The organism is Alistipes sp. 56_sp_Nov_56_25 (assembly GCF_001915285.1).
In the GTDB taxonomy this organism is placed as follows: domain Bacteria; phylum Bacteroidota; class Bacteroidia; order Bacteroidales; family Rikenellaceae; genus Alistipes; species Alistipes shahii.
In genome coordinates this window covers 146195-163934 of sequence record NZ_MNQF01000002.1, presented here as the reverse complement: position 1 = coordinate 163934, position 17740 = coordinate 146195, and the positions used below count along the sequence as shown (strand labels likewise).

Annotated in this window: 8 protein-coding genes; 7 read left to right on the top strand and 1 reads right to left on the bottom strand. The window is 60.1% G+C overall.

The features are described from left to right. Nucleotides 1–103 precede the first annotated feature (103 nt). The 7 genes from BHV64_RS01445 (at nt 104) to BHV64_RS01415 (ending at nt 15416) form a co-directional block, all read left to right on the top strand. On the top strand, nt 104–2626 hold the full coding sequence (locus BHV64_RS01445) for a metal-dependent hydrolase (protein WP_229028755.1): 2523 nt from the start codon (nt 104–106) through the stop codon (nt 2624–2626). A 61-nt stretch (nt 2627–2687) separates the two neighbouring features. Beyond that, nucleotides 2688–3821 (top strand): hypothetical protein, encoded by a 1134-nt coding sequence (locus BHV64_RS01440; protein WP_022062055.1) that lies wholly within the window; start codon nt 2688–2690, stop codon nt 3819–3821. 81 nt (nt 3822–3902) lie between these two features. Beyond that, nucleotides 3903–6971 carry a SusC/RagA family TonB-linked outer membrane protein gene (locus tag BHV64_RS01435; protein ID WP_138265402.1) on the top strand — a complete coding sequence of 1023 codons (3069 nt, stop codon included), beginning with the start codon at nt 3903–3905 and terminating at the stop codon, nt 6969–6971. A gap of 18 nt (nt 6972–6989) precedes the next feature. Next, the gene (locus tag BHV64_RS01430; protein ID WP_015547617.1) at nt 6990–8513 is read left to right on the top strand and encodes a RagB/SusD family nutrient uptake outer membrane protein; all 1524 of its coding nucleotides are present in this window, start codon (nt 6990–6992) and stop codon (nt 8511–8513) included. A gap of 21 nt (nt 8514–8534) precedes the next feature. Then, entirely contained in the window at nt 8535–11090 is a 2556-nt protein-coding gene (locus BHV64_RS01425) for a BACON domain-containing protein (protein WP_149885908.1), read from the top strand. Between the two features lie 79 nt (nt 11091–11169). After that, nucleotides 11170–13647: a DUF5689 domain-containing protein gene (locus tag BHV64_RS01420; protein ID WP_217727647.1), complete on the top strand. Its 2478-nt coding sequence runs from the start codon at nt 11170–11172 to the stop codon at nt 13645–13647. A 98-nt stretch (nt 13648–13745) separates the two neighbouring features. Next, nucleotides 13746–15416 (top strand): metallophosphoesterase N-terminal domain-containing protein, encoded by a 1671-nt coding sequence (locus BHV64_RS01415; RefSeq protein ID WP_217727648.1) that lies wholly within the window; start codon nt 13746–13748, stop codon nt 15414–15416. A gap of 75 nt (nt 15417–15491) precedes the next feature. Here the strand turns inward: BHV64_RS01415 and BHV64_RS01410 are convergent, their stop codons facing one another. Beyond that, nucleotides 15492–17735: a DUF5689 domain-containing protein gene (locus tag BHV64_RS01410; protein ID WP_022062050.1), complete on the bottom strand. Its 2244-nt coding sequence runs from the start codon at nt 17733–17735 to the stop codon at nt 15492–15494. Between the last annotated feature and the right edge of the window lie 5 nt (nt 17736–17740).

Genomic DNA, 17740 nt, shown 5'->3' with positions numbered 1-17740 from the left:
CGATTGACGCGTGCATATTGCCGTATATGGCAATATGCACGCGTTTTTCATTGTGTCCGACCGGCAGCCGACAACTTTTCACCCAACCATAAAACACGAAACTATGACCTTAAATCTACGAGAATCCCTGAACTTCATCCTGAAGCCGGCGCTGTTGCTGGCGGGGTGTCTCTGCATGGCGTGCAGCAGCGGAGACAAACATGTCGACGATCCCGACGGACCCGACAATCCGGGCGGCGGCGATGAATACGAGGACATACAGGTAGTGAACGGCAAAGTCCGTTTCTATCTCCGCGAGGCGGAAAATTCCGTCCGCAAGGCCATGGGAACCGGCGAACGGGCATGGAGCAAATCGCTCGTCTCGGTCAACGGAAAATCCTATGCCGTCGAAAGCGATGAAAACGGCCGCTACTACGTCGAGGCGAGCGCTTCGAGCTCCGGGACCTACAACGCCATCCTGACCAATTCAGGCTCCTCCGGCTGGTACGGCTCTTCGGCCTATGCCGACGTGAAACTGCCCTACTCGCAGTTCTGGGCCGCCACGGCGGCATCGCTGCAATCGTATCCCATGTACGGCTCCTACACCAAGGAGAACGGCAACAAGCTGGTGTTCGACGACGCCTTCGCCGTGCTGGACCTGGCCCTGACCGGGTCGGCCAAAATCGCCTCGGTGAAGGTCGAGAACCTCGCAGAAAGCCCCCTGGCAGGCTATGCGAATTTCCTGCCCTCGCGCGGCTACCTCTCAATCACCGGCGGTGTCGGTTTCGCCGTGCTGAACTGCACCGACAACGGCAAATGCGTCTCGCTGGAGAGCGGCACGCCGAAACATTTCTACGTGATGCTGGCTCCGGGCGACTATCCGTCGGGCCTGAAAATCACCATTTCCGATTCGGAGCACCGCGCCATGGAGCACACGCTGACGACTGCGCAGCTGACGGCGGGGAAGGCCACGTCCGTAACGCTGAAATACGCCCCCGACGCCGACCTGGTGTTTTACGAGAGTTTCGACAATTTCGTCTGGGGCGGCAACATCATGGGCGGCCAGGAGTCGACGGGATACGCTCCGACGGCCGAAGCCGTCACCCCCGGTACGGGAACCGGACGCGACGGCTATGCGAACTCCTTCGAGAAGGTCGCCTACAACAACCCCGGCTCGGCGTTCATCCAGTCGAACACGTGGGACGAGATCAGCGGCAAAACGGTCGGCACGTCCCACCTGATGTCCGATTCGTACGTCGCGAGCCGCAATATCGCCGACTATACCTATATGTTCCGCTGCCAGGAATACCAGGGCTATCTGGCTTGCGGCACAGGTAACACAGGGCGGGGCATTTTCCAGACCGCAGCCCTGAAATCCATCGACGGCATACGTTCCGTGAAGGTTTCGTTCGATTTCTGCTACCAGTACGGATCGACGGATCTCCTGCTGTTCCAGGTGGTGAACGGCGGCATGATCGCGTCGGCCTCCGTCGACGGCAAGAGCATCGCCCTGACGGCCGACAATTCGGGCTACACGAGCGCCTCGGGGAGATACATCGTCGAAAAGAGCCACGTAACGCTCCCGTCGAGCGAAGCGGCCGTCAAGAAGTGGCACAACGTGGAGGTCGTCGTAAACAACGCGACCGACGGCACGATGCTCTACTGGGCCGGCAACGACGTGAGCAGCGGCGTGCACGGCTTCTACGTGGACAATATCGAGGTCCGCGCGCTCGGCGAGATGGGCCGCGGCTCCGACAACCTGCGCGTGCTCTACTGGAACATCCAGAACGGCATGTGGTCCGACCAGGCGAACAATTACAACAACTTCGTCGCGTGGGTGAAGAAATACGATCCCGACATCTGCGTATGGTGCGAATCGGCCACCATCTACAAGGACAATACGAATTCGGCGCAAGCCTCCTCCGCCCGGTTCCTGCCCGACGGCTGGGCGGCACTGGCGGCCCGTTACGGCCACGCCTACACGGCCGTCGGCGGCTGGCGCGACAACTATCCGCAGACCATCACGTCGAAATATCCGATCGAGACGCTGCTGAAAATAACCGATTCGGACCAGGCGGGCAAGCCCGTGTCCCACGGCGCCGCCATTCAGCGGGTTACCGTGAAGGGCCGGACGATAAACATCGTGACGCTCCACACGTGGCCGCAGGCCTATGGATTCGGAGTCGGCTCGGCCGATCAGGCGGCGAGCGCCGCCAACAAGGAGGGCGACAAGTACCGCGAATTCGAGATCAAGTACATCTGCGCGCAGACCGTCAACAATCCCGCGTACGCTTCCTGTCAGGATTGGCTGATGATGGGCGACTTCAACTCGCGGTCGCGCGCCGACAACTGGTACTACGGCTATCCCGAGAACGACACCCGGCTGCTGGTCCACAACCACATTCTGGACCATACCGACCTCAAGGACATCATCGCCGAACGCTACCCGGGAAGCTTCATATCGTCGACTTACGGCAACGCCCGTATCGACTACATGTATGCGTCGCCCTCGATGTACGCCCGCATAGTGAACGCACTGACCGTCATGGACAAGTGGACCACGGCGACCCAAAGCCCCTACGTGTCCAACTTCTACGACCCGTCGGACCACCGCCCGATCCTGGCGGACTTCGAGCTGAAACAGTAGACCTCCCGTCGATCAACCGACCCCAAATAAATAAAACCCAATCTTAACCTTTTTACCAATTATGAGAAAAACATTCCTGACGAAGGGTTTCGTCCGTTTTTCACGCGGATTGGCCGGAGCCGCATTAATCGCGGCGACAATCGGCATCACGTCGTGTGAAACGCATTCGAACTCCGATCGTAACGAATCGATCAAGGTCTACGCGGACCCGATCGCAAAAGAGCCTATCGACGCCGGCATCGTCGGCGTGAAAGGCGGTCTCGCCAAACTCTACGTGGACGCCAATATCGACTTTGTCGCGACGTGGGAAGACGACGCAGCGACGCCGTGGGCCAAGGTGGTGGATTACTCTTCGACAGATCCCCAGACGGGGCTTCGCGTGATAACCCTGAAGGCCAACCGGCGCAGCACGACGTCGAGCTACTACACGCGGCGCACGGGCATGCTGATTCTGGCAGCCTCCGACGGCGAACTGAACTACAACCGGATAATCCCCATCCACCAAGGCTCCACGGCCCGCGTGAGCAATGATTTCGCGACCCTGAAGTACGGCAAGACCGACCCGCGCTTCACCGACGGCGAAACCCCGATCGACAACTGGACCACGGCCCAGAAAAACCTCGGGTTCACGTCCACGACGATCGAAGGGGAGGAGGTCGCCCACTGCTACGGCAAGAACGGCTACCTGAAACTGGGCGACGACAAGGGCCACGGAGCCGACCTGATTTCGCCCTACACCAACACGCTCCGCAGCGACTCGCTGCTGATGGTTTCGTTCCGCGCCGTGGCCTTCACCGATTACATGACCGGCGCCCGGGACGACAACAAGATCACGGTCGAGGTGCTCGGCGGGGGCGTCATCCGTGATTTCGCCCAATCCGAAAAGACCACGATCGACCTCGAAGCCGGCTATTACGACATTTCGAGCGAGGAGTTCCCCGAAGACATGTGGGAGGGTCACGATTTCCTCGTCTTCGTCGCCGGCACGAAAGCCAACCCGATTACGGCCAACACGCGGGTCCGCATCATCTGCGGCTCCCTCACGCAGAACTCCGCCGTCAACAACCGCATTTACCTCGACAATTTCTACATCCGCCGTCTGCAGAAGGTCGAAGAGGACTACTTTGCCGAAAACAACGGCAGCGGTAAGGACATCATCCTGGGAGCGCCTTTCGACGAGGAGGAACAAGAGTAAAAAAGAGGAACAAGTCGTTTCAACAAAAAAAAGCCTAAAATGAATAAAATTCTTCACTCAATAAGAGCATCCGTCCGAGTGATGTCGCTGGTGGCGGTACTGATACTGCTCGCGGCGCACACGGCGCCGGCAACGGCTCAACAAAAGGCCCAGACTGTCAGCGGAACCGTCCTCGACCCGGACGGCAACCCGCTGATCGGCGCCACGGTCGTGGTCGTCAAAGGCACGCAGGGCGCAGTCACCGATGCCAAAGGCAAATTCACCATCAAGGCCAAGTCTTCGGACAGCCTCCAGATTTCGTACCTGGGTTACAAGACCGAGACCCTGAACGTGGGTTCGCGGACGAACTTCACCGTCAGGATGGAGAAGGACTCCTCCACCGACATCGACGAAATCGTGGTCATCGGTTACGGGCAGGTCGCCAAAAAGGACCTGACCGGCTCGGTCGCGACGGTCAAGATGAACGACATCAAGGACGTACCGGTTCTTTCGGTCGACAACGCCCTTCAGGGACGTATCGCCGGAGCCGACTTCATGTCGACCACCGGTGAGCCGGGCGCCACGACCACCATCCGCATCCGCGGCACGCGCTCGATCAACGCGTCGAACGAGCCGCTGATCGTCGTCGACGGCGTGATGGACGCCATCCACGACCTGAACGACATCAACTCCGACGACATCGCAGGCATATCCGTCCTCAAGGACGCCTCCTCGACGGCGATCTACGGTTCGCGCGGCGCAAACGGCGTCATCCTCATCACCACCAAACGGGGTCTCGGCTCCAAGGGCAAGGTCAACATCACCTTCAAGACCGACATGGGCTTCTCCCAACTGCCCCGTCAGCTCGACATTATGAACGCGTCGGAATTCGCGCAGTACCGCAACGACTACGCCTATTTCGGCAGCGACGCCAACCACCCCGACGTAGGCAAGGACACGCCCCTCTCCGGTTCGGTCTATTCCGACCCGCTCTCGCTGGGCGAAGGGACGAACTGGATCAACGAGATCACCCGCACGGCCCTCTATTCCAACTACGCCCTCTCGCTGTCGGGAACCAGCGACAAATCGTCGTATTACGCTTCGTTCTCCTACAACGACACCGAAGGTATCATCCAGGACAGCGGCCAGCAGCGTTTCACGGGACGTATCAACCTCGAACGCCAGTTGTTCAAATGGATGAAAGTCGGCTATACGGGTTCGTACACCTGGCGTCACAACGACCAGAACAAATCCTCCATCGGCGGAACGGCCTGGTACAGCAGCGCCCAGTATCTGTCACCGCTGCTCAAGCCGAACGACACGTATAACCCGCTGTATTACAACGGGCAGAAGATCAACACGCAGCGTGCGCTGATCGACCTGAACACCTATTACCTCGAACGCCACTCGAACAACCACGCCTTCACGCTGAAACTGGAGCCGGTGAAGAACTTCACGATCAACAGCACCTTCTCCTACTATCTCTACCAGCGGCATACCTACCGTTACTATCCGGGAACCCTTCCCCTGAAAGGCGAGAACGAAGGCGGCGAGGCCTACCGCGCCGAGTGGGACGAGCACTCGTTCTCGTGGGAGACCACGGCCGGCTACAAGTTCGAGAAGAACGGCCATTCGTTCGACGTTCTCGGCGGTTTCTCGGCTTACAGTTTCGCCTCGCACGATTTCAACCTGAGCGGCAAAGGCTACATGGACGACGCCATCCTGTGGAACAACATGAACGCCGTGCAGGACAAAGAGACCTATTCGGCGGGCACTTCCTACTCGAAGAAAACCAAAACGTCGGTCTACGCGCGTCTGAACTACAACTGGAAGTCGCGCTATTACCTGACCGTGACGGGACGTTACGACGGAGCCTCGAACTTCGCGGCCAACAACAAGTGGGCGTTCTTCCCGTCGGCCGCCCTCAAGTGGAACATTTCGAACGAGAATTTCCTGAAGGACTGCAACTGGATCGACGACCTGTCGCTGCGCCTGAGCGCCGGTCTGACGGGTAACGACGCGATCAGCACCTACCGTTCGCTCGCCACCCTCTCCTCGACGACGGGCGGCTATCTGTTCGACGGATCGCAGCCCGTGGCGTTCTACCGCAGCCGCCTGGACTCCCCGGACCTCACGTGGGAGAAGACCACGGCCTACAACGTGGCGATCGACTGGTCGATGTTCAAAGGCCGCCTGAACATCACGGCCGAAGCCTACAAATCCAAAACGACCGACCTGCTGATGTCGCTGGCCGTTGCGGCCCAAACCGGTTACACGTCACGCTGGACCAACATCGGCTCGACCTCGAACAAGGGTATCGAGCTGTCGGTCGAGAGCCACAACATCGTCCGCCCGAAGTTCCACTGGTCGACGACGCTCACCCTGTCGCACAACGAACAGAAGGTCGACGACATCGGTTCCGAGGACTTCATTTCGGCCTACAACTCGCCGGGCAACAACCCCTACATGATGTACGGCTACGTCAAGGGCTACCCGCTCAACTCGCTCTGGGGATTCAAATACGGCGGCACGTGGAAGAGCGCCGAGGAACGCGAGGAAAACGCGGTGACGAAAACCTACGTCAGCCCGGCCAACACCGACGGAGGCCCGCGCTACTACGACACCAACCACGACGGCGTGCTCTCGCGCGAAGACCTGATCTACCAGGGCAACGCCGACCCCTATCTGTACGGAGGTTTGCAGAACACGTTCTACATCCACGGTTTCAAGCTGGGCGTCTACTTCGCCTACTCGCTCGGCGGCAAGATCTACAACTATTCGGAAATCTACATGGCCGGTTCGCAGTTCGCTAACCAGTACCGCTACATGCTGAACGCCTGGCATCCCGTCCGGAACCCGAATTCCGACATTCCGCGGGCCGGAGCGAAAAGCGACGCCGCGCTTCCGAGCGACTTTATGATCCACGACGCTTCGTACCTCCGGCTGAAGAACGTCACGCTGTCGTACACGTTCGACCTCAAGAAAAAATGCTCGTGGATGAAAGACCTCACCCTGAGCGTATCGGGCGAAAACCTCTTTCTGTGGAAAAAGTACAACGGATTCGACCCCGACGTTTCCAGCGAGGGAACCTCGTCGACGCTGCGCCGTATGGACCTGGGCGCCTATCCCAAGCCCCGCACCATCATATTCAGCCTTCAGTTGAGATACTAACCTAACAGAATTAAGACGATGAAACTCAAACATATATTCTACACGGCCGCGGCCATGGCCATGCTTTCGTTCCAGGCATGCACGCTGGACGAAGACACATCGGGCATCTCGAATCCCGACGACTTCTTCCGCAAATTTTCGGAATGCCAGTCGGTCGTAAACGGATGCTACATTCCGATCAAGTCGATCTACACCTATACCTACATGATCGCCACCGAGTGTGTCACCGACATCGCCTACTGCCCGTCGGGAACGCTCGACGCCAGCCTGGACATCTCGCCCGCCGTGCCGCGCATGGGTTCGACGGTCTGGCGCAACGGCTACCTCGGCGTACAGCGCTGCAACTTCGCCGTCAACGGCATCGAGCGCGCCTATAAAAACGAGGTGATCAGCGAGGAGCAGTACCACCAGCTGCTTTGCGAGGCGAAAACCCTGCGGGCGTTCTTCTACTGGACGCTGACCTGCTTCTTCGGCAACGTTCCGTTCTATTTCGACGACGTTACGGACAACGAGGTTTTGAGCCGGATTCAGGTGCTGCCGCGCATGGACGCCAACGAGACCCGCAACAAGGTCATCGAAGACCTTCAGTCGATAGCTCCCCTCGCCGCCCAAACCCGCACCTACGACAACGAAGCCAATCGTCTGGGAGCCTCCTGCGCCTACATGCTCATCGCCAAGATGGCCATGTGGAACAAGCAGTGGGACGTGGCGCTGGACGCGCTGGAGCAGATCGAAACGATTTACGGTCCGCTGTCGCAGTACGACTACGCCGAGAATATCCTGTTCCGGAACAAGAACACCCCGGAGTCGATCATGGAAATTCAGCACACCTACACCCAGGGCGCCCTTACCTACACGTCCAACGTGGCCTGCATCTGCCAGCCCTACCCGCGTGCGGCCAATTCGGCGATCTACGACGGCGTGGAGATTCCCGAACTGGGCGACCAGGCGACCGTCTGGTCGGCGATGCGTCCGAACGTCTATTTCAGCCAGGGTCTCCAGTCCAAAATGGGCAAGGACATCCGCGCCAAGTACAACATGGCATGGGGATACGAGGACAAGACGTTCAACAGCACCAACACCCGCCCGTGGTGCGGACCGAAGTTCTGGTGTCCGAACATGCAGTCCTCGGCCGACGGCAACAACTACAAGGTCTTCCGCTATGCCGACGCGCTGCTGATGATGGCCGAGTGCTATTTCTATAAGGAAAACTACGAAAAGGCGGTCGAATACCTCGACATGACCCGCACGCGCGCCAATCTGTCCAAGTACACCTTCCGCACCCCCGCGCGCCTCGAGGAGGAGATCCGCAACGAGCGCGCCCGCGAGCTTTTCGGCGAATTCCAGCGCAAGTACGACCTGGTCCGCTGGGGTATCTGGTACGAAGCCGTAACGGACAACAGCGACTACGCCTATCTGCAACTCAACACGGCTAACAGCCGGATCAAACCGTGCCACCGCTACTACCCCATTCCCGACACGGAGGTCACCTACTCGAAGAACAACCTCGACAACAACGAATACAAGGCTTACGGCTTGTAATAATCCGAAACTTTCAGACGAATGAAAACAATATTCAATAAACAGAAAAGATCGGTCGCCGGCGTACTGATCGCCCTGACGGCCCTGACGACGGCCCTGACCGGCTGCCAGGAGGATTTCGAGCTGGACCTGCCTCTGGCGGTCTCGGCGCGCGAACTTTCCCTGACCAAGGATGCCGGCTCGACGCACGTGCTGGTCTACTCGAACGGCGACTGGACGGCGCGCTTCACGCGTCCCGTGAAGTGGGCCTCCCTCAACAAACTCCAGGGATACGGCAATAACGAAATCGTATTCACCTATTCGGCCAACTACGGCATTTCGAGAAAGATCGGCGTCGTGTTCGAGAAAGGTTCCCTGACCGATACGGTGATGTTCTCGCAGGCCGGAGCCATCACCGACGCTTCGCTCTCGTTCTCGAAACCGGCGGTTACACTGCTGAAGTCCCGGTCGCAGATCTTCACGCCGATCAGCACCAACCTGCGCTACTGCATCGACGATCTGGAAGCCAGCGTCACCTATTACGACAACGACGGTCTGCCCAACGATCCCGTCACCGTCCTGACCCGCGCCGAAGAGGGCGAAGAGGGCGGCGAAGGCGAAGGCGGCGACGAACCGCAGGCGCAGCCCGTCGAACCGTGGATCTCCAACGTCTCGGCCACCTACAAGGGAATCACGTTCGAGGTCACGGACAACGACTCCGGATTCGCGCGCATCGCCGATCTGACCCTCTTCATCGAAGACGCCAAGGGCGAGATCACCAAATCGGTGCTCACCGTCACGCAGGGCATCGCCCTGCCGGCGCTCAAGCTGGACAGCAATGCCGAAACGTACGAAGGTTACGCCCAGGATTGCGCGGTTCCGGCCACGACCAACAACCTCGTGCCCTACTCCGACCAGATCGGTTACGACGTGGCGTACGACGTTCCCGTCGCGGAGGGCGCCGAGTGGATTCTGAAGCCCGCGATCACCGACGACGGCCTGACGTTCTCGCTGGCCAAAAACGAGGGTTCGGAGCCGCGCACCGCCACGATCCGGCTCAACTTCACCGACGAACACGGCAACTCCGTTTCGGCCTCGTGCAAAATCACCCAGAAGCCCTACCCGACCGCTGCCGATTTCGCCGCGGTGCGCGCCCTGACTCCGGGCGAGATCACGCTCCAGCAGTATATCGAAGGCTACATCGTCAGCGACCCCGACAGCAAGAACGTCGTTTCGAGCCCCCAGACCAAACAGTTCTTCTTCGACCGCGGCGAAAACGACCGGACGGCCTATATCGAGAGCCTCGACGGCAAGTGGGGCTTCTGCCTGAAATTCGCCTCCTCCGAAGACAACACGCCGGCCCGCTTCTCGAAGGTGCGCCTCTCCCTGAACGGGGCCACGCTCGAAAAGAAGAACTCCCCCGAGTGCTACACCATCACGGGACTTACCGCGGCCAACATCCTCGAAACCTCGACGCCCGACGAGTTCAAGATTCCGGTCAAGACGAAGACGATCGGCGAACTCACCGACGACGACATCTTCACGCTGGTGTCGGTCACCAACCTCGAAATCATGTGCAAGGACGGCGCCTACACCAACTGCACCGACGGCTATTCGTTCAAGGACAACATCAACCCGATCGGCACGGCTACCGCCCCGCGCTGGGACGTGGCCCCGCTGATGTGCTACGACAACACGGGCCGGACCATCTACATGCTGACCAATACGGCCGCTCCCTGGCGGCGTTTCAGCTCGGGCCGCGACCTGGATTTCAACTCCGTCGTACCGCAGGGTTCGGGCACGTTCCGCGGCATCGTCGTGGCTGACGACGTCGCCCCGATCCGCTTCGGCGACCTGGGCCGCTACCAGCTGCGCGCCATGACCGCCGAGGAGATCGCGCTGACCGACGAACCGTTCTCGAAAACCGTCGTCGAGTGGAACTGGAACGACCGCAAGACCGACCTCATACCGGAGATCGGCGAAGGCGAGATCAATAAATACGGCGCCACGCAGGGTGCCGCAGCGGACTTCAACAACGTCGTCTGCTCGGGCAATGGAGGCAGTACCAAAGAACAGAAAGGTCTGGTGGCAAACGGCGGCATCACGTTCACCCAGCAATGGTGGGATTTCGACGCCGACAAGGGCAAATACTTCGACATCTCGTTCTCCACGCAGGGAATCAGTGGTTCGAACATGGTCTTCGGCATCGTCTGGGGCCACGGCTCGATGAGCAACACGACCCTCTCCGGCCCGGCGCACTGGAACCTGCTCTATTCGGTCGACGGCGGAGCGACGTTCCAGGCCGTTCCCGACAGCCCGATCATCAAGAAGCGTTCGATCACGTGGTGGTCGACCACGTCGCAGGATTCGACCCCGGGCTTCACCGAGCACCTGCGCAAACTGCCCGCCGACTGCTTCGGCCGGGAGAAAGTGGTTCTGCGCTTGCAGGTGGCCGACAAGGTTACCGACATCGACCCCAAAGCCACGTCTTCGAACTACCTGACGGCGCTGGGCATCGAGAAGGGAACGCTGACGCCGTCCGTTGCGGCCGGTAACAGCCAGGCCCGTATCGGAACGATAACGGTACGCTACAACTAAACGAATTGCGGTCGCGCGGCGGATGCACCGTCCGCCGCGCACGGCCGGAACAAACAACAACGAATAAAACGTATAGAATATGAACTGTCGTAAATCGATATTTAAATTTTTAGGCATTGCGGCCGTATGCGCAGCCTCGGCGGCCTGCAGCGTCGACGACGCCGACGATCTGGCCCTGGTCAAACTGGGCGCGCTGAAGAAGGAGTTCGTCGTCGAAGCCGATGCGAATACGTTCGACATCGACATCTACGCCAACAGCGCCTTCCATATCGAGCGTATCAACCAGGCCGACTGGATCAGCCTGACCTGCGGTGAGACGGAGGACGGAAAGGGCGCCATCACCGCCGAATGCGAATTCAACGAAGGCTTCAAACGCAAAGCGGGCTTCGTGCTCTGCTCCGACGTGGACGCGCGCCGCGACACGGTCTACGTCAAGCAGAAGGCGCTCGTGGACGCCAAGATCGAGTTCGCCAACTCGTCCGTCATCGTCGCCGGAGCCGGCGGCGAGAACATCTCGCCGATCGAGACCAACATTCCCTTCTCGGAGATCACGGTCGACATCGAATATGCCAAGGCCGACAACGCCGATTGGATCGAGAGTCTCGAAATCGTGGATTCCGAGAGCGAAAAGCGCAGTCTGTCCATCACGACCGAGGCGAACGCCGCAGATGAAATCCCGCGTTCGGCTGCCGTGTCGCTCTCCTTCACCGACGGCTGGGAGGAGACCGTCTCCGTCGAATTCAACCTCCTGCAGCGCACGGCGAAGGAGACCCTCGGACGTCAGATCACATTCGAGGAGTTCCGCCAAACGTATGCCATGAACAAGAAGGTCGAAGACTACGTCATCCTCGAAGGCATCGTGGTGAGCAACACCAAGAGCCACAATGCGGGCGAGAACACGCAAAGCACGACCGCAAAGATTGATTACAGCATATCGGACCGGACCGTCTACCTCGAAACCTACGACGGCAAATACGGCATCGCCGTCCAGACCGCCACGGCCGAAGACAACGTCTTCGAACAGTACGACCACGTGCAGATCCTCATTCAGGGCGCCTCGGGCTACCTGGTCGAGACCCCCGACCGCTATGAACTGCGCAACGTCACCAAGGCGATGGTCATTTCGCGCATTGCGGGTTCGGCATCGGACGTTCCCGTGAAGGAGAAGTGGATGAGCCAGCTCACCGACGACGACATCTACACCTACGTCACCCTGAAGGACGTCGAGTTCCCCGTACGCAAAGGCGCGATCACGCCCATCAACGAGGGCTATGCGATCGGCACGGGCGCAAGCCGCATCAGCAAATACCCGCTGCTCGTGCGCGACATCAACGGCGACGACATGTACATGCTTACCAACACCAACTGCGCCTACCGCAGCGACGGCACGCGCCTGCCCTACGGCTCGGGCAAGATTTCGGGCGTCATCGTCCACGAGCGTTTCTCGCGTTTCGAATGGCGCGACGGAGCCGACCCGGCCGAAATGGACGACGATCCGACGCTCGGCTTCATCGGCCGCTACCAGATCCGCCACCAGACCAAGGGTGACATCTGGGACAACATGCAGAACAGTGTCGAAGACGGTTTCTCGGCCCTGCTGACGGAGTACCGCTACTGGAATCCCGACAAAGAGAACAAGGTCCAGAAACCCACCTACGGAACGAACGGCTACCTGACGCACACCTATCAGGAGAAGTACACCGGCTCCGCCAGCAAAGAGTACCTGCAGGCCACCTTCCAGCAGCACATGTGGGGCGGCGGAACCTACGAATACCTGGGTCCCGTCGGCAACAATGCCTCCTATATCTTCGGAGCCAACTTCGGCAACAAGAACGGCATCGGCGTAGTGATCGACCCCGCGAAGGAGAGCTGGAATCCGCTGATGGACGATCTGGTGAGCCGCAATCCCGACGGAACGCTGGAGTGGTGCGGTCCCTATGCCAAGGATAAAAACGCGGCAAACGGCACGGGTGGCTGGCCGGGCAACAATGAGATTGCGACGAATTCCACGCAAATCAACTACAACGGCAGCACGGGTATGCGCGGCAAGGGGAATGTATACGGTTCCTGCTACACCGCCTTCGCCAACCACTTCTGGTGGGACGACGACACCGACCGCCCCTACGCCTGGCTGATCAACTTCTCGACCGAAGGCATCACGACATCGCATATCTCGATGCAGATTTCCGTTATGAACACGCAGCAGAGCTTCTTCTCGCCCCGTTTCTGGTGTGCCGAATGGTCGCTGACCGATTCGCAGGCCGCAAAGGACGACTCGCAGTGGAATCTGATCGGCGAATACACCATCCCCGACGTTTCCGTCTGGGCGAACACGCTCTATTCGTCGTGCGTGGCCTACAAAAGCATCGACTTCGAGCTTCCCCAGGAGATTCTCGGCCACGAAAACGTCTACATCCGGCTTCGCCCGACGAGCGACCTCTGCAGCGACGGCTCCGACTACGCCAACGCGCGCCTGAACCAGAGCGCCAGCGGCGCTGCCCTGGCCGCGGAACACGCCAGCAGCCTCGAATATTTCGCCATCCGCTATAACAAATAGCGGCGTGTAACGAACGGTCGAAGCGGGGAGAGGACGACCTTCCTTTCCCCGCTTTTCCCGAAAGCCGTCCCATGCCGCAAACCGCAAAAACCGCAACCATGAAAAAACTGTTGCTTTTATTGGCCGCCCTGTTCGCAATATCCGCCGGCGGCATATGCTGTTCGGGTTCGGGCGACGATCCCGGAGAACAGGAAAAACCCGTCGATCCGCCCCCTTCGCCCGACGACGGCGTCGACTGGTCGAAGATCGACCCGAAAGCCACCGTGCGCGGGGTCGTGACGTGCGCCGGCGCCGCCGTGCAGGGCGTCGTCGTGACCGACGGCGTGAACATGACGCGCACGAACAAACAGGGGGCCTACGGGCTGCGCACGTCGTCCGACAAGTCGAAACTGGTCTACCTGACCGTCCCGTCGGGTTACGAGGTCGAATCCACGCGCGGGTTCATCCCCCGCTTCTACCGCAGGGTCACCGCTCCCACGAGCGTGGAGCAGGTGCAGCGGCACGACTTCACGCTGAAAAAGGTGAACAACGACCGCCACATTATGATCGTGTCGGCCGACATGCATATCCGCAACCGGGCGATGATCAAGACCACATCGTCGGCCACGCCGTCGATCTGTCCCCCGAAGGGCGAACTGGACTCCACGACGTTCCGCCGCACCTACCTCAAGACGCTGCGCGACTACGTCAAAGCCCTGCCCGCAGGCGTGCCGGTCTACGGCATGAATCTGGGCGACATGACGCAGGAGTCGCACTGGACCAACGCCAACAAGGCGACGCTGGCCAATTTCGTCAACGTCTGCGAACGCGGGGGCATGCCGATCCAGACCTTCCACGCCATCGGCAACCACGACCACGACATGGCCGTGCAGAACATCGCCGGCGACGACGATTCGGCGGCCGAACTGGCCTATATCTCCGCGCTCGGGCCGACATACTACGCCGTCAACATCGGCAAGGTGCACTACGTCGTGTTCGACAATACGCAGTATGTCAACACCGGCGGCGACCGGTCGTTCGCCGTCCGCCTCAACCGGCGTCAGATGGACTGGGCGCAGAAGGACGCCGACTACATGCCGTCGGACGTCGAGCGCATCGTGATCGCGTGGCATTGCCCGGCCTTCCGCCGCAACCCGGGGGCCTCATCGCCCAACCCGATGGACAACGCCGACGAATTGCTCGACATCTACAAGGACAAGCAGCTGCCCGTCACGATCTGGTCGGGCCACAACCACATCGCCGAAACGGTCACCGTACCGCGCAGCGACATGAGCGTGACCGAGTACACGCACCCGTGCGTATGCGGCGCATGGTGGTATTTCCCGCTCTGCCACGACGGCGCCCCGGCGACATTCACCCGTTACGATTTCAGCGGCGGAACGATCACGGAGCGGCGGAGCGTGAATTTCAGCGACAGCGACGAGCAATACTGCCGGGTCTACAACTCGGGGCTGAAAAACGCCGAAGGCAGGCCGGTCGTGCGCCTCAACGTCTGGGACTGGCATCCGACGTGGAAATTCGAATGCCGCGAAAACGGAGCCGCGGTTCCCGCCTCGCAGCTGAAGGCGGTCCGGGAGTACGACGACTATTACGTCACGGTCCACGACGCCTGCGGCAACGACATCTCCTCGTTCAGCTTCCTCGACAAATACCGCACCGACCACATGCTCGAATACACGCCCGTAACGCCGTCCGCCGAGATCCGGATAACCGCCACCGACGAATACGGCCGCCAGCTCTTCACCGTCACCACCAAGGCGGAGAACTGACCGGACGCAATCCGGCCTGTAACGAAGCGTCCCGGAGCGAATGCTCCGGGACGCTTTTCAATCATCGGGCAACCCCTACTTCGTCACACAGATATCGTCGATGAACCAGCGCGAGAACTCGCCCGAAGCGGGTTCGCTCGTAAAGCGCAGGGCCGTGGAGGCCGTCGCGCCGTCGATCGTCAGCGAATAGGTGTTGAACGCATCGGTCGCCAGTCCCGACACGACCTTCTTCGTCGCGCCGTCGATCGTTCCGCCGCCGATCACCTCGACGACGATCTCCGTCAGATCGCCCTTCTTGTCCTTGGGTTCGGTCGCCTTACCCTTGGGGCGATCCGAACAGGTCTTGTAGGCCATCGCGCGGAAAGAGAGGTTCAGATCGCCCGTTGCGTTCAGCGCCGGCGTGAGCAGTGCCCCCGCCTTATTCTCATACTCTGCCCGCTTCACGGCCTGCGACTCGACATAACCGATCTGGGCATAACCCGGACGCTGATGAACGTTGGTGCCCGAAAGTCCGTTTTTCAGCACGGCGTCCCATTCCGAGATGTCGCTGCCGCAATAGTTCAGCATGGCAGCCAACTTATCGCCGTAGAGGTAGTCCAACCCTTCGGTCAACCCGTCGAAAGGCTCGAAATAAACCGCTCCGACCGGTTTCGGTGTACTGAATTTCGGCACGGCCTCAATCGCGACGCACGAATGCAGGCGCGAATCCGAATTGTATCCAGCCGTACCGCCGTTGCAACTGACGTTGTCTGTCGGATAAAGTTTCAGTAGCAGCGTCTGGCCCTTCATCAGCCGCAACTGCGGCGTCAGGGTCACCGTAAAATAATAGAAATAGCCGCTGCTCGCAATCGCCCCGGGAATCGAGATGGCTGTCGAGCCGTCGGAGGGAGTGACGTACTCCGTGCCGTCGGTCGAATAGGCCACCGCCCAGTTCTTCGGAGCGCCGCCCGTTCCCGACATACCGAATGAGATGCGGAACGATGCAGGCATATCCTCGGCCAAAGGCACGGTCAGCAGGAAATAGGAGTCCTGACCGTAAACCATCGACTTGGCCGGAATGTTGTCATGCGCGGCCTCATCGGCCCAGTGCGTCAGCCGGAAATGGCTGCTGTTCGACGTCGGGGCCACCTTTGCCGTCAGCACGACGCATTTGGTGACATCCTTGTCCTCGACCTTGAAGTCTGCCCCCAATTTGTCGAACGTGCCATCGGTCACCGTCACGTACTTGCAATCCTTGTTGGCCTGCGAGGCGGCGTAGAACGAGAAGACATAGGGCAGCCTGATTCCAACCTGGGCGCCGAAGCGCAGCCCGGTGAGTTCCTTGTCCCCGGCCGTGCAGGGGCGGATCGCATAGGCGCCGTCCTGCGGCACAACGATTCCCTTGAGCACTCCGCTACCCGTCGGCGCAGGATCAATGCCAAACGAGGAAGCCTGCGAAGCCACCAGCCGGAAACGGTTGTTGTCGGGGTCCTGCATCGACAGATCGTCCTTGAGCGTTATACCGTTCAGCGAACCGCCTTCCGGCACGTAGACCTGGGAATAAATGCCTGCATACATCGACTCGTAGGCTCCCGACCGAAGCTCCTCGTAGGTGATCTTCAAGGCTTCGATCTTCACCTGCGTCGTCTCCGTGCGGCTCACCTTGTCGTCCGCGGCGGGTTTCACCTCCATCACGCCGGTTTCGGGATTCACCCCGACGACCGCCCCCTTCAGGTCGATCTCCAGCTCCTCGCCCGGCTTGCGGTAGAGCACCTCGTCGGTGCGGAGCGTAATGCCGCAGTTGGCTTTCAGGGCGCTCTGGAGCGCGATGCAGTTGTCGTAATAGTTATTGTCCTGGACGCTCGACACCACGATTCCGCGCATCTTCACGTCCTGCGTCACGGAGTAGTCGCCGTCGGCGGCCAGTTTCCGCAGATCGGGGATCGAGAGATACCCCTCGGCCGTCGCCGAAGCCTGCACGAAGGACAACTCCTCCACGACCGCGGCATTCCGTTTGGCCGCAACGCGTATCGTCAGCGCACGGGAGCCGGAAGTATTGTTTTCGGCAATGGACACCGCCACGGTCGCCATGCCCGTGGCCTCGGTCTGCGAGAGTTCGGCCCACGAGGTGTCGTCGCCCGCGACGGAGATCGTCCAGTCGCAGTTGGCCTCGACGTCGAACGAGAGCGTCGTGGCGAACGACGGCGCGAGAATCGCGTGCGTGTTCAGCGCTACCCGCTGCATCGGCAGCGCCACGTCGTCCTTGCACGCTCCGGCCGCGAGCAGCAGCGCGAAGGCCGCCGCCGCCCGGAAAAAGCTATTCAAGAGTCTGTTTTTCATAATCG